Source organism: Paraburkholderia lebeckiae, assembly GCF_050436325.1.
GTDB classification, from domain to species: domain Bacteria; phylum Pseudomonadota; class Gammaproteobacteria; order Burkholderiales; family Burkholderiaceae; genus Paraburkholderia; species Paraburkholderia tuberum.
On record NZ_JBNDLZ010000003.1, the window covers coordinates 2163824 to 2187188 of the forward strand.

Sequence of the window (23365 nt, forward strand, 5' to 3'; positions counted from 1 at the left end):
CAAGCCCAAAGCGCACTTTTGGGAACCCAAAATTATAGCACGCACGGATGATCCTTTCTGGTATTCCCCGATAGACCGTCCACTCTGCGCGAGTTGCGCGAATCGCGCCTTGCCCCGCCCTACGTCATTCCGTACGGTTTGTTGCTTTAGCGCGAAATAATCCTTGCCTAAGCTGTATTAACGCTTGTCGCGTCAATCAACAGCCAGCTATACTAATGCCTAGTCAACCATTGCATTCGCACGAGAATCATGACGGAGCCGTCCAACGAACCCACGCCGAATCTCAGCGAGTACCAGCTCGGCGAAAGCGTCGGCTATCTCATTTCACGGGTGAAATCGACGCTATTAAACCTGGTCACGCAGCGCAGCATGGCCGAACTCGGCATCACCAGCCAGCAAGGCAGCATCCTGTTCATGGTGGCGAGCGGCAAATGCCTGCTCGCGGCTGAGTTGGCGCGTGAATACGGTATCGACGCAAGCGCCGTCACGCGCCTGATCGACCGGCTCGAAAAGCGCGGCCTGCTCACGCGGGTGCGCAGTAACGAAGACCGGCGCGTCGTGCGCCTCGCGTTGACGCCGGAAGGCCATGCGATTGCGGCTCGCATGCCGGCCATTTTCAATGGCGTGCTCGATAACCTGCTGAACGGGTTCACCCCGGAAGAAGTGGGCTTCCTGAAGAGCATGCTGCGTCGCGTGCTCGTCAATTCCGGCGAACACACGGGACTTTCCCGCGACGCCGCAAGCCATTCCGATAGCAAATCGTAATAGCTTGCTTGCTGCGTCCATCAATACATTCCACTCAAAGAAGAGTCGAGCGATGAAATCCCTTTCCCTGTCCGCGCCCGCGCTGTCGAGCCGGGCCGCTGTCGCCGCCGCGGTGACGGCGCTCGCCCTCACGGGGTGCGCGAACTACTTCGGCGTCAAAAGCGACAAGCAGATCGCGTCGCCGACGCAGTACGAGTCGACGCAGAGTCTGCCCAACGAGGGCGGCCAGTGGCCATCGTTCGACTGGGCCAACCAGTTCGGCGACCCGCAACTGCCGAAGCTGATCGCGGAAGCGCTCGAGGGCAGCCCGTCGATCGCCCAGGCGCAAGCGCGGCTCGCAAAGGCTTCGTCGTATATCGAAAGTTCGCGCGCAGCGCTGTTCCCGAAGGTCAGCGCGAGCTATTCGTGGACCCGCGAGCTGTACTCGGCAAACGCCCTTTACCCGCCTCCGTTCGGCGGCACCTGGTATAGCGAGAACAACGTGCTCGCGAGCGCGTCGTGGGATCTCGACCTGTGGGGCAAGAACCGTCAGCGGCTCGGCCAGGCCGTGTCGCAGCAGAAAGCCGCCGAGGCCGATATGCAGCAGGCGCGCGTGACGCTCGCCGCGTCGGTCGCGAGCACCTACAACCAGCTAGCGCAGCTGTATGCGTTCCGCGACATCGCCGCGCGTGAAATCGCGAACCGCCAGGACGTCGGCCGTATCACGAATGACCGCGTGACGGCCGGCCTCGACACCAACGTCGAGAAGCAGACCGCCGCCGGCAACGTCGCGACGAGCCAGTCGAACCTGACCGACCTCGACGGCCAGATCACCGTCGTGCGCTACCAGTTGGGCGCGCTGCTCGGCAAAGGCCCGGACCGTGGCCTGCAGATCGACAAGCCGGTGCTCACCGGCGGCGACGGGGTCGCTCTGCCGGACAACATCCCGGCCGACCTCGTGGCGCGTCGCGCCGACATCGTCGCCGCGCGCTGGCAGGTCGAAGCCGCGATGCATGACGTGAAGGAAGCGAAAGCCGAGTTCTACCCGGACGTGAATCTCGCGGCCGGCTTCGGCTTCGACGCGTTCGGCTGGGGTCGTTTCCTGACCGCGTCGAGCCGTCAGATCCAGTTCGGCCCGGCGATCCATCTGCCGATCTTCGACGCCGGCGCGTTGCGCGCGCAGTTGAAGGGCCGCTACGCCGACTTCGAGGGCGACGTCGCGAACTACAACCAGACGCTGATCAACGCGCTGCAGGACGTATCGACGCAGGTGTCGTCGATCCGCTCGATCGACCGCCAGGAGGGCGACGCCCAGCGCGCGCTCGACGCGTCGAGCAAGGCGTACCAGCTCGCCGTAATCCGCTACAAGGCCGGCCTGTCGCCGCAGCTGCAGGTGCTCACCGCCGATGAAAACCGCCTTGCCGCCGAGCAGACGGTCACGGGTCTGCAAATGCGCCGCCGCAGTCTGCAGATCGGTCTGATCAAGGCACTGGGCGGCGGATTCGACGCAACCCAGACCGGTCTCGTCGTGCCGACCGATGCTCCCGCATCGGCCAACGCTGCGAACCACGCCACGAGCACCGCCGCGAACTGAGCGAGCCCGCCCGCGCCGACGCACAGGCATAGACACGAACACCCGAATAAACGACGACGTTCAAAAGAACCCGGAGCACATCAATGAGCACCCCCCAGCAGCCCGCCACTCCACCGCAAGCGGCGAACAACGGCAAACGCAAGCGCATGATGACGCTGCTCGTCATCGTGATTCTGATTGCCGCGATCGCGTACGGCCTGTACTACTTCCTCGTCGCGCGCTTCCATGAAGACACCGACGACGCCTACGTGAGCGGCAACGTCGTACAGATCACCCCGCAGGTCACGGGCACCGTGATCGCGGTCAACGCGGACGACACCCAGGTCGTCAAGGCCGGCGACCCGCTCGTCGTGCTCGACCCGGCCGACGCGCGCGTCGCGCTCGAACAGGCCGAGGCCAATCTTGCGCAGGTCGTGCGCCAGGTGCGCGGTCTGTTCGCCGACGACAGCCAGTACGAAGCGCGGGTCGCGGCGAGCCAGGCCGATCTGTCGCGCGCCCAGGACGACCTGAAGCGCCGTATGACGGTCGCGCAGACCGGCGCGGTATCGCAGGAAGAAATTTCGCACGCACGCGACTCCGTGAAGAGCGCGCAAGCCGCGCTCGACGCCGCCAAACAGCAACTCGCGGCAAACCGCGCGCTGACCGCGAACACCACGATCGCCGATCACCCGAACGTGCAGGCCGCCGCCGCGAAGCTGCGCGACGCATACCTGAACCACGCTCGCAATACTCTGCCAGCGCCGGTCACAGGCTATGTCGCAAAACGCTCGGTGCAGCTCGGCCAGCGCGTTTCGCCGGGCTCGCCGCTGATGGCGATCGTGCCGCTGCATGACGTGTGGGTCGAAGCGAACTTCAAGGAAGTGCAACTGAAGCACATGCGCATCGGCCAGCCGGTCGAACTGACGGCCGACGTCTACGGCTCGTCGGTGCCGTATCACGGCAAGGTGGTCGGCTTCTCGGCCGGCACGGGTTCGGCGTTCTCGCTGCTGCCCGCGCAGAACGCGACCGGCAACTGGATCAAGGTCGTGCAGCGTCTGCCGGTGCGTATTTCGCTCGATCCGCAGGAACTGGAGAAGCATCCGCTGCGTATCGGTCTGTCGATGCAAGCTGACGTGAACATCAAGGACGACACCGGCGGCCAGCTCGGTCAGGCGCCGTCCACGGCTTACCAGACCAACGTCTTCGACAAGTACGGCGCGGAAGCCGATGCGGAAATCGCCCGCATCATCTCGGAAAATGCCGGCGCGAACGCGAACGGCGGCGCGCAGAAGTCGACCGCGGCGAGCGCCGCGGCCGCCGCGAAACCTGTGGCCCATAAGAGCTGAAGGTCCGCCCGATGATTCATAGAAGGCTCTTTTAATGGCTCAGGCTCAGGCGCAAGTCCCTCACCCGCCGCTCGAGGGCGCGCAACTGGTGATCGGCACCATCGCGGTGTCGCTCGCCGTGTTCATGAACGTGCTCGACACGTCGATCGCGAATGTGTCGATCCCCTCCATTTCCGGCGACCTCGGCGTATCGTCCGACCAGGGCACGTGGGTGATTACGTCGTTCGCGGTGGCCAACGCGATCTCGGTGCCGCTGACCGGCTGGCTCACCGACCGCATCGGCCAGGTGCGGCTGTTCATGGCGTCGATCGTGCTGTTCGTGCTGTCGTCATGGATGTGCGGGCTGTCGCCGAACCTGCCGTTCCTGCTTGCGTCGCGCGTGCTGCAAGGCGCGGTGGCCGGCCCGATGATCCCGCTGTCGCAGACGCTGCTGCTCGCGAGCTATCCGCGCGCGAAGGCGCCGATGGCGCTATCGATGTGGGCGATGACCACGCTGATCGCACCGGTTGCCGGTCCGATTCTCGGCGGCTGGATTTCCGACAACATCTCGTGGCCGTGGATCTTCTACGTCAACATTCCCGTCGGTGCGGTCGCGGCCGCCGCGACGTGGATGATCTTCCGTAACCGCGATTCAGTCATCAGGAAGGCGCCAATCGACGGAGTCGGCCTCGGTCTTCTGATCGTCTGGGTCGGCTCGCTTCAGGTGATGCTCGACAAGGGCAAGGACCTCGACTGGTTCTCGTCGACGACGATCGTCGCGCTCGCGCTCGTCGCGGTGATCGCGCTCGCGTTCTTCATCGTATGGGAGTTGACGGCCGAGCATCCGGTGGTTGATCTGTCGCTGTTCAGCCGGCGCAATTTCACCGGCGGCACGATCGCGCTGTCGATCGGCTATGGGCTTTACTTCGGCAATCTCGTGCTGTTGCCGCTGTGGCTGCAGACGGATATCGGCTACACGGCGACCGAAGCCGGACTCGTGATGGCACCCGTCGGTGTGTTCGCGGTCCTGTTGTCGCCGCTGACCGGCAAGGTGCTGCCGCGTACCGATCCGCGCTATATCGCGACGCTGTCGTTCCTGATTTTCGCGCTGTGTTTCTGGATGCGCTCGCGTTATACGACGGGCGTCGATACGTACTCGCTGATGCTACCCACGCTGATTCAAGGTATCGGTATGGCCGGCTTCTTTATTCCGCTCGTGTCGATCACGCTGTCGGGCTTGCCGGGCCATCGGATTCCAGCGGCCTCGGGGTTGTCGAACTTCGTGCGGATCATGTGCGGCGGTATCGGCACGTCGATCTTCCAGACCGCCTGGGATCACCGCACGATCATGCATCACGCGCAACTGACCGAGCAGGCGAATGCTTACAACCCGGCGTTCGGTCAATCGATTCGTCAGATGGGCGCGGCGGGCCTGGATCAGCAGCAGACCTATGGTCTCTTCAATACCATGGTCACGCAGCAGGCCGCGCAGCTCGGCGTAAACGATCTGTTCTTCATTTCGGCCGGTATTTTTATCTCGCTGATCGCGCTCATCTGGATCACGCGGCCGGAACGGGCAGGCGGCGATGCGGGAGCGGCGGCGGCCGCGGCGCATTGAGGGGGTGTTTGTGGTGTTGCTTTAGTTCGACATCGCTCCACCGGAGGGCATGATCAAAACGGGATCGCCTCGATGGCGATCCCGTTTATTTTATTGTCCGCGCCGGGCTGGCAAAACGGCGACCTCTAGCTCTCCGTCGTCACGATCAGACGGTCGGGTGCGAGCACGCCTTCGCCCGGCTTCGCGACCCCGAGAAGCCGCCCCTGCGCCGAGTACACCCTTACGCGCGGGGCAGTCACCGCGTCGGCGGCGATCGTCAACGACGACAGCTTCAGGCGCTGGCCGTGAAGGAAGCGGCGCGTGTCATCGTCGTTCAGACAGACCTGCGGGAACGTCGACAGCAGCGTGTCGACCGGTTGCAGCCATGCGTCGCGTTCGAGTTCAGTCGCGTCGGACAACGCGTCGAGCGTGACTGAATGCTCCAGCGTCAGCGCGCCGACGCCCGTGCGCCGCAGCGCGACCAGATGCGCGCCGCAGCCGAGCGCCTCGCCGATATCCTCGGCAAGCGTGCGCACATAGGTGCCCTTGCTGCACGTCACGCTAAACGTCACATCCGGCAACGCGCACGCAATCAGCTCGAGCGCGCGAATCGTCACCTGCCGCCCTTCCCGTTCGACCGTCTGGCCAGCGCGCGCGTACTCGTACAGCGGCTTGCCATCGCGCTTGAGCGCCGAGTACATCGGCGGAATCTGAACGATCTCGCCTATGAATTTCGGCAAGGCCGCCCGCACCGCCGCTTCGTCGCAGTCGACGTCGCGGATGTCGAACGCCTCGCCTTCGGCGTCGCCGGTGGTCGTGCGGATACCGAGGCGCATCGTCGCCTCGTAGGTCTTGTCGGCTTCGAGCAAGTCTTGCGAAAACTTGGTGGCCTCGCCGAAACACAGCGGCAGCAGGCCGGTTGCCAGCGGATCGAGCGTGCCGGTGTGGCCCGCCTTTTTCGCCAGGTAAAGACGTTTCGCGCGAACCAGCGCGTCGTTGCTCGACAGGCCGAGCGGCTTGTCGAGCAGCAGCACGCCGTCGAGCGCGCGACGCGGCACGCGGGGGCGTTGAGGTGCGGTCATGTCGAGGGAGGCAGAACGTTCGGGAAATACGAAAAACGGCGCCGCGCGCTACGTGGAACGCCACGGCATGGCAGACGCTCAGTCGTCTTTCGCGCGCGTGGAATTTGCCTCGTCGATCAGACGCGACATCTCCACGGCGCGCTCGATCGTCTTGTCGTAGTGGAAATGCAGCGTCGGCACCGTGTGGATATGCAGGCGCTTGAACAGCAGATTGCGCAGATGGCCGGCAGCGTGCGTCAGCGCTTCGAGCGTTTGCTGCGGGTCGCCCGTCAGCGTCGTGAAGTAGACCTTCGCGTGCGCGTAGTCGGGCGTCAGCTCGACGCTCTGAAACGTGACGATGCCGATGCGCGGATCCTTGACCTCGCGCAGCAGCTCAGCCAGGTCGCGCTGGATCTGATCGGCGATCTGCACGTTGCGATTGGGAGTAGTACGTTTCTTAGGCATGGTGTTGTGTGCTCCGCTAAGACGGATGCAAAAAATTGGTTCGCGCGAGCCGTGTTCGATATTCGTTCGATACGACGGCGTCGCGGTCGCCGCGGCGGGTGAGAGTCCATTTGCGACGAACGCGGCAACCAAGCCAGCAACAAACTCGACACTGCTGGCTCAAAAACAACGGGCGGAGCGGGCGTCAAGCCCGTTCCGCCCGCTGTGACGTGCCGCGTGAATTACAGCGTACGCGCGACTTCGGTGACCTCGAAGACTTCGAACTGATCGCCTTCGACGATATCGTTGAAGTTCTTGATCGACATACCGCACTCGAAGCCCTGACGGACTTCCTTCACATCGTCCTTGAACCGCTTGAGCGAATCGAGCTCGCCCGTGAAGATGACGACGTTGTTGCGCAGCACGCGCACCGACGACGAGCGCTTGACGAAACCGTCCGTGACCATACAGCCGGCCACCGTGCCGACCTTCGGCACCTTGAATACCTGGCGTACTTCGACCGTGCCCGTCACGACTTCGCGCTTCTCCGGCGCCAGCATGCCCGACATTGCCGCCTTCACCTCATCCACGGCGTCGTAGATGATGTTGTAGTAGCGGATGTCGACGCCATTAGCTTCCGCGAGCTTGCGAGCCTGCGCATCCGCGCGGGTGTTGAAGCCGATGATGACCGCCTTCGACGCCGTCGCGAGATTGACGTCCGACTCGCTGATGCCGCCGACCGCTCCGTGCACGATCTGCACACGTACTTCGTCGGTGGAGAGCTTCTGCAGCGACTGCACCAGCGCTTCCTGCGAACCCTGCACGTCGGCCTTGACGATGAGCGGCAGGTACTGCACTTCGCCCTCGCCCATCTGCTCGAGCATGTTCTCGAGCTTCGCGGCCTGCTGCTTTGCGAGCTTGACGTCGCGGAACTTGCCCTGACGGAACAGCGCAACTTCACGCGCCTTGCGCTCGTCCGGCATCACGATCACTTCTTCGCCAGCCTGCGGCACTTCCGACAGACCCTGGATTTCGACCGGGATCGACGGACCCGCGGACTTGGTCGGCTTGCCGGTTTCGTCGAGCATGGCACGCACGCGACCGTAGGCGCTGCCTGCCAGCACGACGTCGCCGCGGTTCAGCGTACCCGACTGGACGAGGATCGTTGCGACCGGACCCTTACCCTTGTCGAGCTTCGCTTCGATGACGAGACCCTTGGCCGGCGATTCGACCGGTGCCTTCAGCTCCAGCACCTCGGCCTGCAGCAGCACGTTTTCGAGCAGATCGTCGATGCCCGTGCCGGTCTTCGCCGACACCGGCACGAACGGCGAGTCGCCGCCGTACTCTTCCGGCACGACGCCTTCCGTGACGAGCTCTTGCTTCACGCGATCCGGATTCGCTTCCGGCCTGTCGATCTTGTTGATCGCGACGACGAGCGGCACGCCGCCAGCCTTCGCGTGGGAGATCGCTTCCTTCGTCTGCGGCATCACGCCGTCGTCGGCGGCCACCACCAGGATCACGATGTCGGTCGCCTTTGCACCGCGGGCACGCATTGCCGTAAAGGCTTCGTGACCCGGCGTGTCGAGGAACGTGATCACGCCGCGCGGCGTTTCGACGTGGTAGGCGCCGATGTGCTGCGTAATACCGCCCGCTTCGCCTGCCGCAACCTTCGCGCGGCGGATGTAGTCGAGCAGCGAGGTCTTGCCGTGGTCGACGTGGCCCATCACCGTGACGACCGGCGGACGTGGCAGCGCTTCGGCGTCGCTCGCTTCGCCTTCGACCAGCATGGCTTCCGGATCGTCCAGCTTCGCCGCGAGCGCATGGTGGCCCAGTTCCTCGACGATGATCATCGCCGTTTCCTGGTCCAGCATCTGGTTGATCGTGACCATCTGGCCGAGCTTCATCATCACCTTGATGACTTCCGAAGCCTTCACCGCCATCTTGTGCGCGAGATCCGCGACCGTGATGGTTTCCGGCACATGCACTTCACGCACGATCGGTTCGGTCGGCGCCTGGAACGTGGTGGCCTGCTCCTGATGCTTGCCACGCCCCTTCGGACCGCCGCGCCAGCCACGATCGACGCCGCCGCTCGAATCGCCGCGCGTCTTGATGCCGCGGCGCTTCGCTGCGTCGTCCTGCCAGCCGCTCTTTCCGCCGCCCGGCTTCTTCTTGTCGCCCGCCGACGGTGCGCTCGCGGGCGCCGGAGTCGCGGCGGCTGACGGCTTCCTGGCTGCCGGGCGCGCCGGTGCTTCACCAGCCGGACGCGCCGGCTTGTGCAGCGTGCCCTTGGCTTCGGCCGCCTTGGCCGGCTCGGCGGGCTTCGGTGCCGGTTCCGGCGCCTTCACCTGCACCTTGCGCGGCGTGTTCATCATTTCGCGAATCGCGCGCGCTTCGGCTTCGGCCGCCGCGCGGCGCTTGGCGATTTCCTCCTGTTCGGCGCGCGCCTTCTCGGCGGCCACGCGCGCGGCGTCTTCCGCTTTCTTCGCGGCTTCGCGTTGCGCGGCGCGTTCCGCTGCCGCGCGTTCGTCGTCCTGCTCGCTTGCCTTCTCGGCAACCGGTGCAGCGGCTTTCGCCGCCGCCTGCTGGGCCTTCTCGCGAGCCGCCGCCTCGACCGCAGCCGCTGCACGCTTCTTCGCATCTTCTTCCGCGCGCTGACGCTCGGCTTCCGCGGACTGCTCGCGCGCCTGACGCTCGGCTTCTTCGCGCTCGAGCTGTTCCTGGCGCGCCTTCAGCTCCTGCGCCTGCTTTTCGAGCAGCTCGGCTTCGTGACGTGCTTCTTCCTCGCGACGCTGCAGTTCGAGATCTTCGGCGTCCGCGTTCTCGGCCACATGATTCGATGCATCCCCGCCTTCCGCGACGGTCTCGTCGCGGCGGACGAACGTGCGCTTCTTGCGCACCTCGACCTGAATGGTGCGAGCTTTGCCCGTCGCATCGGACTGCTTGATCTCCGACGTATGCCGTTTCGTCAGCGTGATCTTGCGCTTGTCTGCATCAGTCGAGCCGTGAGACTTGCGCAAGTGGTCGAGCAGACGCGCCTTGTCCGTTTCGGACAAGGAGTCGGCTTCGCTCGCTTTTGTGACGCCAGCTGCCTGCAGCTGCTCAAGCAGCACGCCTGCAGGCATTTTCAGTTCCGCGGCAAATTGGGCTACGTTGTTACTCGCCATTCATTCCTCTTAATGCAAGGACCGATTCCTTGCGGTTAGCATCGGGTCATGCGGCCTGACGGCCGCGTTCAATTCAGTGCGCCATGGTCATTTCTCACTGGAACCAGTGTTCACGTGCTTTCATGATCAACGCCTTAGCGGCATCCTCTCCCATCCCAGTCATCTCAACCAGTTCATCCACGGCCAGCTCGGCGAGTTCGTCGCGCGTCTGGATCTGATGTTCGGCCAGTTTCGCGAGCAGGTCGGCGTCCATGCCGTCCAGGCTCTTCAGGTCGAGCGCTACATTCTCGACCTTTTCTTCGTTCGCGATCGCCATCGTCAACAGCGCGTCGCGCGAGCGGTTGCGCAGTTCGTGAACGGTGTCTTCGTCGAATGCCTCGATTTCGAGCATTTCGTTGAGCGGCACGTAGGCGATCTCTTCGAGGCTCGTGAAGCCTTCGTCGATCAGGATGTCGGCGACTTCCTCGTCGACATCGAGACGCGCCATGAACAGGTCGCGCAGGACGCCGCGTTCCTGATTCTGCTTCTGCGCAGATTCGTCCGGCGTCATGATGTTGATCTGCCAGCCGGTGAGCTCGCTGGCAAGCCGCACGTTCTGGCCGCTGCGGCCGATCGCAACCGCGAGTTCGTTCTCGTCGACGACGACGTCCATCGAATGCTTTTCTTCATCGACGACGATCGACTGCACGGCTGCCGGCGCGAGCGCGCCGATCACGAACTGGGCGGGGTCTTCCGACCATAGCACGATGTCAACGTTTTCGCCACCGAGCTCGTTGCGTACGGCCTGCACGCGCGAGCCGCGAATACCGACGCAAGTGCCGATCGGATCGATGCGCTTGTCATAAGCCACCACGCCGATCTTCGCACGCACGCCCGGATCGCGAGCCGCCGCTTTGATCTCGAGCAGGCCCTGCTCGATTTCCGGCACTTCCATCTCGAACAGCTTCATCAGGAATTCCGGCGCCGTACGCGACAGCTCGATCTGCGGACCACGCGCTGTGCGGTCGACCTTCGCGATATACGCGCGCACGCGGTCGCCCACCCGAAGGTTTTCCTTCGGGATCAGCTGGTCGCGGCGCAGCAACGCTTCGACGCGGCCCGATTCGACGATGAAGTTGCCCTTGTCGAGACGCTTCACCGAGCCGGTCATGATGTGTTCGCCGCGCTCGAGGAAGTCGCTCAGGATCTGCTCGCGCTCGGCGTCGCGCACCTTCTGCAGGATCACCTGCTTGGCGGCCTGCGCGCCGATACGGCCGAATTCGATCGACGGAACCGGCTCCTCGATAAACTCGTCGAGCTGAATATCGGGCTGCTGCTCGCGCGCCTCGAACAGCAGAATTTCCTGATCCGGTTCCTGCAGACCTGCTTCGTCCGGCACCACCTTCCAGCGGCGAAACGTTTCGTGCTCGCCGCTTTCACGGTCGATGTGGACGCGGATGTCCGCATCTTCTTCGAAGAGTTTCTTGGAGGCCGAAGCGAGAGCCGCTTCGAGCGCGGCAAATACCACGTCCTTGTCGACATTCTTCTCGCGTGCCAGCGCATCCACCAGCATCAACACTTCGCGACTCATTGTTTGCGGCTCCTAAAGTCAACTTTCGGAACAAGGCGCGCCTTGTCCATGTCCGCGAGCGTGAAATCGAGCATCGCGGCACCTTCTTTTCCTTCAAATTCCAGACCGATCGTCTCGCCCTGCGGAGCATGCAAAATACCCCGGTACGACTTCCGACCGTCCAATGGCTTTTTCAGTGTGATAACCGCTTCGCTGCCCGCGAAACGTTCAAAATCCGCCAGTTTTTTCAGCGGGCGGTCGAGACCGGGCGACGATACTTCGAGCCGCTCGTAATCGATATTTTCGACCGTCAGAACGTGCTGGAGCTGACGCGTGACTTTCTCGCAGTCTTCGATTGCGATGCCGGCTGGCTGGTCGATATAGATACACAACATGCCGCGCCCGGTGCGCTCGAGATCGACGAGCTCGTAGCCGAGTCCCACGACCGTGGTTTCAATCAGTTCCGTCAGTTGCACAGTGCCCTCTTAGATGTTCGCGCAGCGAGCCTCGCCTCTTCTGCAAACAACCAATGCGGGCCGCGCGCCAAGCCGGCGCACGTTCGTGCGAACCCGAGATGCCGAACCACGATGAACTGAGCGGCAAAAAAAAATGGGCTGAACGCCCATCATCTTATTGCCGGTGGTCGCACCTGAGCCGCACATGATGAAACCGTACGCCCAGCGACTTCGCGATTGTAGCCATTTTTCGGCCCAAACGCAATCTGCGGAACGCCGGGCGACGCGCATTTCCGCTTGATTTGATAGGAATCTTTCGACAATGTGGCGGCAAATCCGGGCTTTTGCAAGGTCGCCCGAGCCGTCGGGAAAGGGAGCCGGCCGGGCTACGCCAATACTTTGCAGCGATGCGTCCTATCGGTCTTCAGCGCAGTTTCGCACGGCGTTTGACGCATTGGAACGCCGCTCGAACGCGGCAAACGAGAGGCGGCATAAAATCGCCAAAAACGATAAACGGCTTGGCAGGGAAGCACTCGACATTGCTAGTCAGTATGACTCCCGTGAGGCAATGGCTGGCCTGCCGTGAGAAATCAAACGCGGGTTAGCATTGCAGCCAGAGCAGCACAGTGCGGACAAGGCCGCTTCCGGCGATTTCCGGCACGGAGGCCAGCATGGAACACGATAGCACGCTGTGCGTCGGTCTCGATGTACATACACAAGGACTCGATCACAGTCGCGGATGCGTCGGGCCCGGGCGAAGTCGAACTGCTGGGCAAGATCGGCACGACGCAGGCGGATATCGATCACCTGTGCAGGCGCCTGCAGGCGAAAGCGCGGTACATCTGCGTTGTCTACGAGGCCGGTCCATGCGGCTTCGGACTTTACCGGCAGTTCGTGCAGAATAGATTCGGGTGCATGCGCGCCGGTGACCTCTCCGCAGTGTACGTGCCGAGCGAGGACGACGAAGCGTTCCGCGATCCGGCACGGACGTGGGTGGCGCCAAAGACGACCTGAAGCGCGCACGGCAACGCGTGAAGGCCTTTCTACTCTCGCTTGGGACGAGTAACCCGCGACCAGGCTACGCAACGGACTACTGCATCCGACTTGCGGTTCTAGATAGCGGCAGGCTCATTGGGCGGACATCTGTAGTGCGGTACCCAACCCGCGGATATCAGCTTGATCCACCGTCGAAGCGTACTGCTACGCCGCCCTGAGGAAATTCCGGCAACATGAATTCGAAAAACTAAAAAACCGATCCCGATTGACACCGGGAGTCATATCAGCCTGGCAGGTAGTGCGAACTGCACGAAGGGTATGGCCGTTCAACGGCCACCCCTCAAACGCGGTACAGCGCCCCGCTCAACGGCCGCGCGAGCGACCGCGCGCCGTGCCGCCGCCACGATTCGCGCCGCCCGAACCCGCGTTGCCGCCGGCACGGTTGGCGTTGCCGCCACGATTGCCGGCCGGCCCTCGATTCCCGCCGCTGTTGCCGGGCGCGCTGGCACGCTTGCCCCCAGTGCGCGCACGGTCGCCGTTGGGCGACGACGCGCGATTGCCGTCGACGTCGCGGCCGCGCTGCCCCCCGGCGCCGCGATTGCCCACACCGACACCAGAACCAGTGCCGCCCCCCATGCCCGCGCCGAAGCCACCACCAGCCGCGCCACGGCGACCCTGTCCGCGCGGCTGCTGCTCGAAGCGGCTGTGCGACATCAGCACCGGCTCGCGATTGATAAAGCCCATCGACGTCTGCATCGGATCCGGCTGACGACGCTCCGGCGCCGCATTGCGGCTACCGCGCTCCTCAGTCGGCGCCTTCAGGCCGACCGATGCCATCAGTGCGCGCACCTGATTGTCCTCGAGTTCTTCCCAGCGGCCGCGCTTCAGACCACGCGGCAGGGAGATCGGGCCATGGCGCGTACGGATCAGCCGGCTGACCATCAGGCCGGCCGCTTCGAACATGCGGCGTACCTCGCGATTCCGCCCTTCAGCGAGCGCGACGTGGTACCAGTGATTCGTGCCTTCGCCGCCGCCGTCGCGGATGCGCAGGAAATTCGCCGGGCCGTCCTCGAGTTCGACGCCGTTTAGCAACTTCTGACGCATACCCTCGGCGAGTTCGCCGACGACACGCACCGCGTATTCGCGCTCGACGCTATAACGCGGATGCATGAACCGGTTCGCGAGATCGCCCGAGGTGGTCAGCATCAGCAGACCTTCAGTGTTGAAGTCGAGACGCCCGACCGCGACCCACTTGGCGGTTTTCATCGGTGGCAGCTTATCGAACACCGATGGACGGCCCTCCGGGTCCGCGTGGCTGACGATTTCGCCGGTCGGTTTGTGGTACAGCAGCACGCGCGGCGGCTTGCCGGCGACCTTGCGCTTGACCGGCTTGCCGTTGATGCGGACCTGGTCGGTCGGCATGATGCGCTGGCCGATGTGCGCCGGTTCGCCGTTCACCGACACGCGGCCGGCGATGATCAGCTCTTCCATGTCGCGGCGCGAGCCCATGCCCGCCTCGGCGAGCACCTTGTGCAGCTTCGGCGCGTCGTCATCGGGCGACAGCACGCGCTTCGGGACCGCTGCCTTGCCACGGCGCAGCATCGGCGCGCGTACGCCGCCAGTCGTGGTGTTGTCGGCATCGAATGCGGGCGACGTCACGTATGAGAACAGATCGTCCTGAGCTGACTCCGCGGTCGCATCGGCGCCGCGGCGATTCTGGCGCTGGCCCTCACGTTGACCTTCGCGCGGCTGACGTTCGCGCTGGTCTTCGCGTGACGCGCCCTCGCGCTTTGCGCCGCCGGCGTTACGACGCCCGCCCTGTTTCGCACCCGCGTCCTTGCGCGGCGTGCGGACCAGGGCGACGACCTCGCCGTCCGGCGGCGTTTCGGCGACGACCTGCGCGCCTTGCGCGGGCGCGCCCTCGGCTGCCTTCGTCTTCGCGCCGGCGCGGCGTCGCGCGATCAGGCTGCGCGGCCCGCGACGCAGACCGCGGCGGGGGCGCTCTTCGTCCTCTGCTTCCGCGCCATGAGCCGGGCGCTCGCCCTCGCCTGTCGACGCTTGCGTAGTGCGTTCGTCGGTCCGTGTCGACGGCACGGGGCGCTCGGATTCGGACGAATCGGTGTCGTGGGTATGTGTCAAAACAACCTCAAAATGTCAGGTCGCGCGCGCCCGTTGCGGGCGCGGCAAAAAAGTTCGGTTACGTCAGGCGCTGCGCGACTCGGTTTCGTCGTCGGTCAGAAAACCTGCGTCCTGCGCGGCATCGCGGCGATCCTCGGGATCGTCGTGCGCCGCCTCGATCGGGTTCCGCTCGGCAGCGTGCTCCGTATTGCGAGCTACGCCCGAGCCGTGCGCGGGTGTTGCCGGATCGGTCTGGGCGACCGGATCGTAATGCTGTGCCGAGCCGGCGACGCTGGTCTGCGCTGCCGTGGGTGCCGGTTCGGGCTGTTGTTCCGTGTCGTGCGGCGCGCTCGACGCGTCTGACGCATTCGTCGTGCCGGCCTGCCCGCTCGCTTCCGCACGGGGCTCCGGTTCGAGCGTCGACTCGGCTACCGTCTCGTGCGGCGCTGCTTCAAATCCCGACGCGGCGTGCTGCGCCGCTTCCGGCGGAGCCGGCTCGCCAGCCTCACCCGCCATGTCGTGCCCGGCATCCTGCACCGGCTGCTGCAGGCTTTGCGCGTCGCCCTCGGCAAACTCGATCGCGTGCTGACCCAGCAGATCTGCGTTCAGTTGTGCGGACGGATCGGCAAGCGGAGGCAACTCGTCAAGGGCCGTTAGGCCAAGGTCATCGAGGAACTGGCGCGTGGTCGCATACAGCGCCGGACGCCCCGGCACGTCGCGATGACCGATCACCTCGATCCAGCCGCGATCCTCGAGCTGCTTGACGACCTGCGTATTCACCGTCACACCGCGAATTTCTTCGATATCGCCCCGCGTCACCGGTTGCCGGTAGGCAATGATCGCGAGCGTTTCGAGCACCGCGCGCGAATACTTCGGCGGTTTTTCCGGATGCAGCCGATCCAGGTACGAACGCATCGCGGGCTTGCTTTGAAACCGCCAGCCCGACGCCAGCCCGACCAGCTCCACACCGCGCCCAGACCAGTCCCGCTTCAGGTCTTCGAGCAAGGTCCGAACAGTGTCTGCCGACACGCCGTCGGCAAAGAGCTTGCGCAATTCGCCGAGCTTTAACGGCTCCTGCGCGCAGATCAAGGCAGTCTCGAGGACGATCTTCGCCTCTTGGGTATTCATGCAGCTAGGTCAGACCCTGTGGTCAAAGAACCGGATCAAACAGACGATGTGGAACTGAAGACGCGCTCGCCCGATTTTGATCGGTCATATTGATGGGAGCACGCACCGGGGGGTGGCGAACAGACTTATCGAGCCAGACCCAGCCGGACGGAGCGGCGATATTCCTGAAAGGAATCGCGTGACTGAGCGCCATATTACGCAAAAACGACCGGGGCGTAAAGCCGCGATCTGCCCTGCATCTTCCGCTGCGGCGCTGACCGGTGTGGCGGCGCCCGCCCGGGTCGAGTGGCCAGCAAGAAGATTCTCACGATTCGCGGCTTTTCGCCACTCGCGGCGCGGAGCGCGGGGGGCGTACGAGGCCGCATGCTCAGGCACCGGCGTGGCGCGCCAGAAACCGCGTCAAGCGCTCGACGCCGGTATCGAGCCGCACCGTATCGCACGCGTAGCACCAGCGCACGAATCCCTCGCCCTGCGGCCCGAACGCGCTGCCTGGTGCCACGCCGAGCCCGGCCTCCCGCACCATCGCCTTGCACAAATCGAGACTGCGCGTCGAGCCCGGCATCGAGAAGAACAGATACATCGCGCCCAGCGGGGCCTTCACATCGACGCCGGGAACCGCCGACAGCGCGCGCACCAGATGATCGCGCGACGTCCTCAGATCGCGCACCAGCTGCTGCGTAAAACGCTCCCCCTGCTGGAGCGCCGCGATGCCCGCCTGCTGCACGAACGACGGCGCGCACGAAGTGTTGTACTCGACCAGCTTCGCCAGGTCGCCCATCAACGCGGTCGGCGCGACGATCCAGCCGAGCCGCCACCCCGTCATCAGCCAGGCTTTCGAGAACGAATTCACGCAGATCACGCGTTCGTCGCGTGTCGCGAGGTCGAGAAACGATGGCGCGGTGCGCACACCGGCCGCCTGGGCGGCGTCGTCGCCGGGATAGTAGAGCCGCTCATAGACCTCGTCTGCGACGATCCAGATGCCGTGCCGCCGGCATTGTTCGAGCACGCTGCGCTGGTCGTCGCGATTCATCACCCAGCCGGTCGGGTTGTTCGGCGAGTTGATCATCAGCATCTTCGTGTCAGGCGTCAGCGCGGTCAGCAATTGCCCGACGTCGAGCTCCCAGCCGCGTTCCCCGTAGCCGAGCGCGACGGTTTCGACATGCGCGCCGAGAATCTTCGGGATTTCGACCAGATTCGGCCATAGCGGCGTCACCGCGACGACGCGGTCGCCGACGCCGACCACCAGCTGCGCGGCGAGCATCAGCGCGTTGACGCCCGCGCTCGTGACCGCGACGTGCTCGGGCGACGTCGCCCCGTGCAACTCGCTGACGTAGCCCGCGAGTGCCGCGCGCAATGGCGCGATGCCGAGATTGTGCGTGTAAAACGTCGCGCCGGCGGCGAGCGCAGCGCTCGCGGCGTCGCGGATGAATGCGGGTGTGACGCGATCGGACTCGCCGAACCAGAACGGCAGCACGTCGTCGACGCCGAAACCAGCGTTCGCGACTTCACGGATTTGCGATGGACGCAGCGCGCGTACGACGTCGCGCGCAGTCGGGATGGAGGGCACGGGCAGGTCCAATTCGCTCATCGAGGCTTCCGGGTGGGTGAAGGATAAGAGGCTCGGGGCGCAACCGCGAAGGCGTGCGCGATGAAGGTGGTAGTTTAGCGGACCGGGTAACCGGACAGCGGCGAAGCGAGTAGCAGTAGGCGGCGTGTGGGCGGCGGGCCGCGCCCGGCGCCAATCCACCAGTCGGACGGATCGCACGCGATCCCTCCCGTTAATTCAACTCCTCGGCCCGGCCCGGCGACTGGCGGATCAGATTCCACACCGCCTCGGCCGCGGGCGACAGCGACCGGTCGCGCCGCCGCACCAGTTCGACGCGGCGTTCCGCTCGCGGCACCAGCGGACGCGCGACCAGCGCCGCCCCCGCCGGCAGCGGCAGCGCGAGCCACGGCAGCACGCTGATCCCGACGCCCGCCTCGACGAGCCCGAACACCGTCGCCGAATGGCCGAGTTCCTGCACCACAGTAGCGTTCACGCCCTGCGCCTGCATCACGGCATCGATGAGGGGGCGGCTGCCGGACGCATAATCGAGCATCACGAGTTGCTCGCCGTCGAGGTCCTTCCACGTAACCTGCTTGCGCGCGGCGAGCCGGTGATCGTCACGCGACACGATGCAGAACGAGTCCGTCATCAGCGTCTCGCTGAGCAGATCGTCGTCGGAGAACGGGCCGATGATCACGCCGAAGTCCACTTCACCCGACTTCACCTTGCGCACTACGTCGCTTTGCACGTCGTCGCGCAGCCCAAGCGTCACATAAGGAAACTGCTGTCCGCACGACGCGACTACGCGCGGCATCAGCCGGCACGCGACGGTCGGGCTCGCCGCGACCACCACGCGTCCGCGGCGCTGCTCGCCGATTTCGCGGATCTCGCGCAACGCGTCGTCGAGATCCGACAGCAGTCGCGACACGCTCGACACGAGGTTGCCGCCTACGTCGGTTAGTTGCACTTCGCGCGTCGTGCGATCGATGAGCTTCAGGCCGATCTCGCTTTCGAGCTCGCGCACGCAGCGACTGACCGCCGACTGCGTGAGCCCGATTTCGTCGCCGGCCCGACTGAAGCTTTGCAAGCGCCCCACCTCGATGAAAACCCTGAGCTGTCGCAGCGTTACATTCATTTACTCACCTCATCAATAGCTTGGTTTGATGCGCATTGTACGGCCAAATCCATGCGGCATAGCACTGTCCACGCGGTCGCTGCAATGCAGCAAAAAGGCGCGGATGCACGCCGGCCGGGCCTATCTGCCCAAGATTGGTGATTGTCCCGATTTGCGAGATGGGTTTTTTGGATTCTTATACGGCCCTGGTTGGCGCCCGCGTTGGCCCGCCGCCACGGGGCTTTCAGGCAATCGGCAGCAAATTGGCACACTTCGTGCGTTGTGAAACGCACAGGGTCGGCGCCATGATTTCCGATGGCAATCCGTGGCAAGCCGGTCCCCTTTGGCACTCGCCCATCGAGTGCGTGAAGAGTGCGCGGCGCGGGGCAGCGCACCGGAGTTAGCTTCGCTGAGGTGAAACATGATGCTGTTCGACGATTTAAGAGATAACGAGTGGGCGCTGGTCGAGGCTTTGTTCTGCGCCGAGCCGGCGCGCAGCGAACGGCGCGGTCGACCGCGCGTGGAAGCTCGGGCGGTGGTCAACGCCGTGCTTTGGGTCTTGTCGACAGGCGAAGGCTGGTCCAAGTTGCCGGGCCGCTACCCGTCCCCGCCGACTTGCCGCCGGCGCTTCGACGAGTGGCAAGCCGATGGCACGCTCGCTGAAATTGTGAAACGGCTTGGCACGAGCGGCCGCGAAATCTCGCTGCGCGGCCGGATCGGCGCAACGGCCGCGAAACCGCCAGCACCGCCGAGCCGCGACCGTCTACGCGGCGCGTTCTGGACCAATCCGGAATCGTGGCGCGCGCCGGTCAAGATGGCCTGACGCGAAACTACGCTGTCACCGGGCGCCTGTGGGCGCCCGGTTTTTTATCGAGCCGACTTTTCGACGATTGCGTGCGCGCCCACGACGCGCCAGTATTTGACGGTCGCCTCCAGACGCCGCCTATCCCCTTCGCGCGCCCCTTTCGTCGCGCCTCCCGCATGACCGCCACAGCGCTCCTTGCGCGCTGCCTCAGACTCCCAAACTACCCGATAGCTCCGGGTGAAACATCCATTTACTATTAATTACAGCGTGCTTTCGTACCCCGGCATACCTTAATACTTATGCAAACAGGCCTTGAGTCGAGGGGCTCAAGGTTGAGGGGGAATTCGGAATGAAACCAATGTCACTGCTGTTGTGCGGCATTGTGATTTCATCGATGGCGATGGCCGCGCCCGCAATTGCGCAACAACGCCCGCAAGGGTGGAACTGGCGCCCGGACCGCCAAGCCACGCTGGAAGCGCGGCAGCAAAGCGAGGCCCATAATCGCGACTTCACGCCGCCGACGCCGCGTGGCGATCTCCGCGGCGATATCGCCAGCAATGTGCGGGCACGGCCCGATGCGCCGCGTGAGGATCAGCGGCGGCGTTGAGTTAGTAAGTCGTAGCTCCGGACGGCGCGGGGCGCGACGCGGTGCCCACTATCTTGCATCGCGCACTTACGATTGGGGAACCACCGGACACAGTACCGGTCTGACTCAACGCCATTAGCACAGCGTGGCAGTAGTAATTCCGGTATGCCCGTATCTTCGTGATACGGGCTTTTTTTCGCCCTCGAGGCGTTGATGGCATGAAAGGCGCGCAACGGCCTGCGCGGATCGCGTCGCCGCCTCGTCGATGGGGAAGCCGAGATTCGGCCCCGAACGCGCACCGCGACCGGTCGACGTTAGCGACGGCCCGCCGAGGGGGTGACAGGCCCAGGCGGACCGTGACTCAGTTCAGATAAGCGATGAACCTTGAGCTAAGACCTGACTTCGGCTGTCGCGGCGGACTGCGGTTCGGCCGCGCCGAGAACATAATCGTTCATCCGTTGCGCTGTCCATGTGAGCAGACGCTCGTCGTGCTCGAGCCGCGCAAACTCCGCTTTGCCGCGTTCGGTGAGCACGGCGATGTCGACGGGAGCATGAAAGCCTGGCGCCGGTGCGACGGTTCGCTGGCGAACGGTGTCCATCAGCCCCAGCGCGCGAAGATATTGGAAGACACCCGGCCTTCTGGCCCAGGGAACCTGACGATATTGCGCTCGCCGCAGCGCTTCAAGTACCGCTTCGTTGGAATACGTGGTCATCTCACTTCTTTCTTAAAGTGCAGCTATGACACATTCATGCCCACGCGTCACTGCGCCACCGGCGACGCGCGTAGCACCCGCTCCTGGTCAGAAGCTCGCCGCCTGTCTGACAGCGGATTTCCGCCAGGTGCTGCCTGGTCTCGTTTTCGGAACCCCCGTCAGAACGGCATGTTAGCGTTCTCTCCATGAACCGACGATGCAACCGCCGCGGCGCGATGGCAGGCCCGTGGATTTGTCCCGAAAGACATACGTTACCCCATTTAAATTGATTCTATTCACTTTATTAGCGCTTTTTTTTGCAGCAATCGTGCTATGGAAACGTGCGCGCCGGCCGCTCATCGTCTGCATGATCGCGTTGTTCTGGCTGCTCGCGGCCGGCTGGCTGACCGCGCCACTGCTCGACCTGGCGCAGCCGCAACGACAGAGCGCCACGGCCGCCACCTTCGCGCCACGCACCGCGATCATCATGCTCGGCGGCGGCACGATCTACGACCACGACCACGTGCTGGTGCCACCGCGCGACGTACTCTCGCGCATCGAGGTCAGCGCGCAGAACTACGCGGCCTGCAAGCGCACGGCGAGCACGTGCCGGGTGATAGTAAGCGGCGGCAATCCGCAGCGGCATAGCGCGACCGAAGCCGACACCTACCTGCCCTATCTGCTGCGTCAGCACGTGGCGCGCTCGGACATCGTGCTCGAGCAAAGCAGCCGCACGACCTATGAGAACGCGCGCAACGTCTCGGTTATTGTCGGTCAATCACATTACGACACGTTGATACTCGTGACCTCCGCGTATCAAATGCCGCGTGCGCTGCTCGATTTTCAGCGCTTCGGCGTCGAGCCGCAGCCGCAGATTTCGAGCGCGCGGCGCGCGCGGATCGGCGTGCTGCCGCGCTTCGCCAATCTCGTGGCCGCGGAGATAGCGTTGCATGAGCTAATCGGCCTCGCGCAATTTCACCTGTATCGCGCGATCGGCTGGTTCTGACGAACGATGTCGGCCGCTCCGCTCTCGCACTCAAGGACGTCGCGTTTATTCAACCAGCGTTCAGCTATTACAAAACGTAACAAGTGTTGAGCACGGTTACAAAGCCATCGGCTGGAGAAGAGTTTGCTCGATAGAATGCATTGTCTTTCCCACTGGACAGGCAATACTCGGGTCCACCACCATTCTACGGAGGTAACGATGAAGAAAGTGTCCATGGCGATCCTGGTTTCTTTGTGTGCCGCAGCCGGCGCGGCTTACGCGCAGGACAACGGCATCACGACGAGCACCGATCCGGCGAAGGCCGCCGACGTCGAGCAGCGTGCGCAAGATTTGCAAAACCGCGAGCAGTCGATGGGAAGCGCACCCGCCGCGCCGGCCAAGCATCACAAGATGGCTCCGCATCATCCGAAGAAGGGTGCCGACGCGTCGGGCACCTGAGCAACTTCGCGGATCTCGCCTCGCGGCCTCGTCGTGAAGGTGAAAAAGCCGAAGCTGGCAGTGCCGGTTTCGGCTTTTTTATTTGTGCGACCCGCTCGTTGCTGGCAAGGTAGTCCGAGCGCGCACCGGCTTGGCCAGCCGCCGGCGCACTGCTTTCTGTATGCTAAAGTCGCGCACCGACCGGCGAGCCGCCGGCATCCCCTAACCCGTGCGCACCTTGGTGCGGAGGACAGTATGAGCAATATACAGCTTGATATCGAATGGACCGAAGCAGCATCGCGCAAGATCGAAAAACTGATGCCGCGTGGCGGTCAGGAAGCGTACCTCGCGCTGCCGCCCGTCGAATGCCTGCCGATGGAAGGCGACGTGCTGTTTCTCGGCCCGGCTGGCAAGCAGCAGCCGTTCATCGTCGCGGAGCGCCAGTATCACCATGAAGGCGACGCCGACTGGACCATCATCCTGATTCTCGATGTCCCGCAAGCAACCCACTGATCGCTGACGGCGCGCCGGCGGCCTCAGGGCCGCCTCACCTGTCCAGCGTGTCCGCGCGCCGCTGACGCCCACGCCCGAATTCAGGCGATCTTCGACACCACGCGAATCTCCGCGTGCTCGATCCAATCCGCAGCCGCCTTCTTATAAGCCTGGATATGCGCGGATTTCGCATGCGCCGCGAGCGCATCCTGGCTTTCCCACCGCTCGATGAACACGAACCGGCGCGGCTCCTGCACGTCGCGGTGCAAGTCGTACAGCAGCACACCCGCTTCTTTGCGCGTCGGTCCGACGATGCCTTCGAGGGCCTCCCTCAACCGCTCCTCATGTCCCGCTTTCGCCACCGAAATTGCGACAACCGCGATTTCCGCCATGCCCGATCTCCTATTTTCGAAAATCAGCAGCATACCCGCCGATCGCTGAACCTGCCGGCGAGGGCGCCGGCCAGCATAGCGACGCACGAATCTCGCCTCTGCCCGCCATGCCGCACCGCCGTCACGTCGCGCCAGAATCCGCCCGGCAGAGCAGTGACAAG

Annotated in this window: 19 protein-coding genes and 2 pseudogenes; 10 read left to right on the forward strand and 11 right to left on the reverse strand. The window is 64.2% G+C overall.

The window, feature by feature from the left end; all coding sequences use genetic code 11:
• The first annotated feature begins 249 nt into the window (after positions 1-249).
• The 4 genes from OKW44_RS27885 (at position 250) to OKW44_RS27900 (ending at position 5260) form a co-directional block, all read left to right on the forward strand.
• Positions 250-765: a MarR family winged helix-turn-helix transcriptional regulator gene (locus OKW44_RS27885; protein WP_018418354.1), complete on the forward strand. Its 516-nt coding sequence runs from the start codon at positions 250-252 to the stop codon at positions 763-765.
• A gap of 52 nt (positions 766-817) precedes the next feature.
• Positions 818-2338: an efflux transporter outer membrane subunit gene (locus OKW44_RS27890; RefSeq protein ID WP_018418355.1), complete on the forward strand. Its 1521-nt coding sequence runs from the start codon at positions 818-820 to the stop codon at positions 2336-2338.
• An 83-nt stretch (positions 2339-2421) separates the two neighbouring features.
• On the forward strand, positions 2422-3663 hold the full coding sequence (locus OKW44_RS27895) for an EmrA/EmrK family multidrug efflux transporter periplasmic adaptor subunit (protein ID WP_018418356.1): 1242 nt from the start codon (positions 2422-2424) through the stop codon (positions 3661-3663).
• Positions 3664-3697: 34 nt separating this feature from the next.
• Complete coding sequence (locus OKW44_RS27900) at positions 3698-5260, forward strand: DHA2 family efflux MFS transporter permease subunit (protein ID WP_018418357.1); 1563 nt, start codon at positions 3698-3700, stop codon at positions 5258-5260.
• 125 nt (positions 5261-5385) lie between these two features.
• Here OKW44_RS27900 and truB read toward each other — a convergent pair whose 3' ends face one another.
• The 5 genes from truB to rimP form a co-directional block, all read right to left on the reverse strand.
• Positions 5386-6321: a tRNA pseudouridine(55) synthase TruB gene (truB, locus tag OKW44_RS27905; RefSeq protein ID WP_026225448.1), complete on the reverse strand. Its 936-nt coding sequence runs from the start codon at positions 6319-6321 to the stop codon at positions 5386-5388.
• Between the two features lie 78 nt (positions 6322-6399).
• Positions 6400-6765, reverse strand: coding sequence for a 30S ribosome-binding factor RbfA (rbfA, locus tag OKW44_RS27910; RefSeq protein ID WP_008922231.1), 366 nt, complete (start codon positions 6763-6765; stop codon positions 6400-6402).
• A 221-nt stretch (positions 6766-6986) separates the two neighbouring features.
• On the reverse strand, positions 6987-9908 hold the full coding sequence (gene infB, locus OKW44_RS27915) for a translation initiation factor IF-2 (RefSeq protein ID WP_018418360.1): 2922 nt from the start codon (positions 9906-9908) through the stop codon (positions 6987-6989).
• A gap of 94 nt (positions 9909-10002) precedes the next feature.
• Positions 10003-11478 carry a transcription termination factor NusA gene (nusA, locus tag OKW44_RS27920; RefSeq protein ID WP_018418361.1) on the reverse strand — a complete coding sequence of 492 codons (1476 nt, stop codon included), beginning with the start codon at positions 11476-11478 and terminating at the stop codon, positions 10003-10005.
• The gene (gene rimP / locus OKW44_RS27925; RefSeq protein ID WP_006052964.1) at positions 11475-11933 is read right to left on the reverse strand and encodes a ribosome maturation factor RimP; all 459 of its coding nucleotides are present in this window, start codon (positions 11931-11933) and stop codon (positions 11475-11477) included. Before rimP ends, nusA begins: the two co-directional genes overlap by 4 nt.
• 650 nt (positions 11934-12583) lie before the next feature.
• Here rimP and OKW44_RS27930 point away from each other — a divergent pair.
• A pseudogene (locus OKW44_RS27930) lies at positions 12584-12970 on the forward strand (transposase); the annotation flags it as partial.
• Positions 12971-13271: 301 nt separating this feature from the next.
• Here OKW44_RS27930 and rluB read toward each other — a convergent pair.
• The 4 genes from rluB to OKW44_RS27950 form a co-directional block, all read right to left on the reverse strand.
• Positions 13272-15047, reverse strand: coding sequence for a 23S rRNA pseudouridine(2605) synthase RluB (gene rluB / locus OKW44_RS27935; RefSeq protein ID WP_018418363.1), 1776 nt, complete (start codon positions 15045-15047; stop codon positions 13272-13274).
• A gap of 63 nt (positions 15048-15110) precedes the next feature.
• Positions 15111-16154, reverse strand: coding sequence for an SMC-Scp complex subunit ScpB (scpB, locus tag OKW44_RS27940; protein ID WP_018418364.1), 1044 nt, complete (start codon positions 16152-16154; stop codon positions 15111-15113).
• A gap of 367 nt (positions 16155-16521) precedes the next feature.
• A complete protein-coding gene (locus tag OKW44_RS27945; protein WP_018418365.1) occupies positions 16522-17742 on the reverse strand; it encodes a pyridoxal phosphate-dependent aminotransferase in 1221 nt (406 codons plus the stop codon).
• Between the two features lie 190 nt (positions 17743-17932).
• A complete protein-coding gene (locus OKW44_RS27950) occupies positions 17933-18835 on the reverse strand; it encodes a LysR family transcriptional regulator (protein ID WP_018418366.1) in 903 nt (300 codons plus the stop codon).
• Positions 18836-19238: 403 nt separating this feature from the next.
• On the opposite strand from OKW44_RS27950, the pseudogene OKW44_RS27955 reads away from it, so the two are divergent.
• Positions 19239-19634, forward strand: a pseudogene (locus OKW44_RS27955) (transposase); the annotation flags it as partial.
• Positions 19635-19968: 334 nt separating this feature from the next.
• Entirely contained in the window at positions 19969-20226 is a 258-nt protein-coding gene (locus OKW44_RS27960) for a hypothetical protein (RefSeq protein WP_026225449.1), read from the forward strand.
• A gap of 368 nt (positions 20227-20594) precedes the next feature.
• Here OKW44_RS27960 and OKW44_RS27965 read toward each other — a convergent pair whose 3' ends face one another.
• On the reverse strand, positions 20595-20918 hold the full coding sequence (locus OKW44_RS27965; RefSeq protein WP_018418368.1) for a hypothetical protein: 324 nt from the start codon (positions 20916-20918) through the stop codon (positions 20595-20597).
• A 265-nt stretch (positions 20919-21183) separates the two neighbouring features.
• On the opposite strand from OKW44_RS27965, the gene OKW44_RS27970 reads away from it, so the two are divergent.
• The 3 genes from OKW44_RS27970 to OKW44_RS27980 all read left to right on the forward strand — a co-directional run bounded on the left by OKW44_RS27970 (position 21184) and on the right by OKW44_RS27980 (position 22833).
• Positions 21184-21903, forward strand: coding sequence for a YdcF family protein (locus tag OKW44_RS27970; RefSeq protein WP_429411988.1), 720 nt, complete (start codon positions 21184-21186; stop codon positions 21901-21903).
• Positions 21904-22101: 198 nt separating this feature from the next.
• Entirely contained in the window at positions 22102-22341 is a 240-nt protein-coding gene (locus OKW44_RS27975; protein WP_018418370.1) for a hypothetical protein, read from the forward strand.
• A 234-nt stretch (positions 22342-22575) separates the two neighbouring features.
• Positions 22576-22833: a hypothetical protein gene (locus OKW44_RS27980; protein ID WP_018418371.1), complete on the forward strand. Its 258-nt coding sequence runs from the start codon at positions 22576-22578 to the stop codon at positions 22831-22833.
• Between the two features lie 80 nt (positions 22834-22913).
• Here OKW44_RS27980 and OKW44_RS27985 read toward each other — a convergent pair whose 3' ends face one another.
• The gene (locus OKW44_RS27985) at positions 22914-23204 is read right to left on the reverse strand and encodes a putative quinol monooxygenase (protein ID WP_018418372.1); all 291 of its coding nucleotides are present in this window, start codon (positions 23202-23204) and stop codon (positions 22914-22916) included.
• Positions 23205-23365 lie beyond the last annotated feature (161 nt).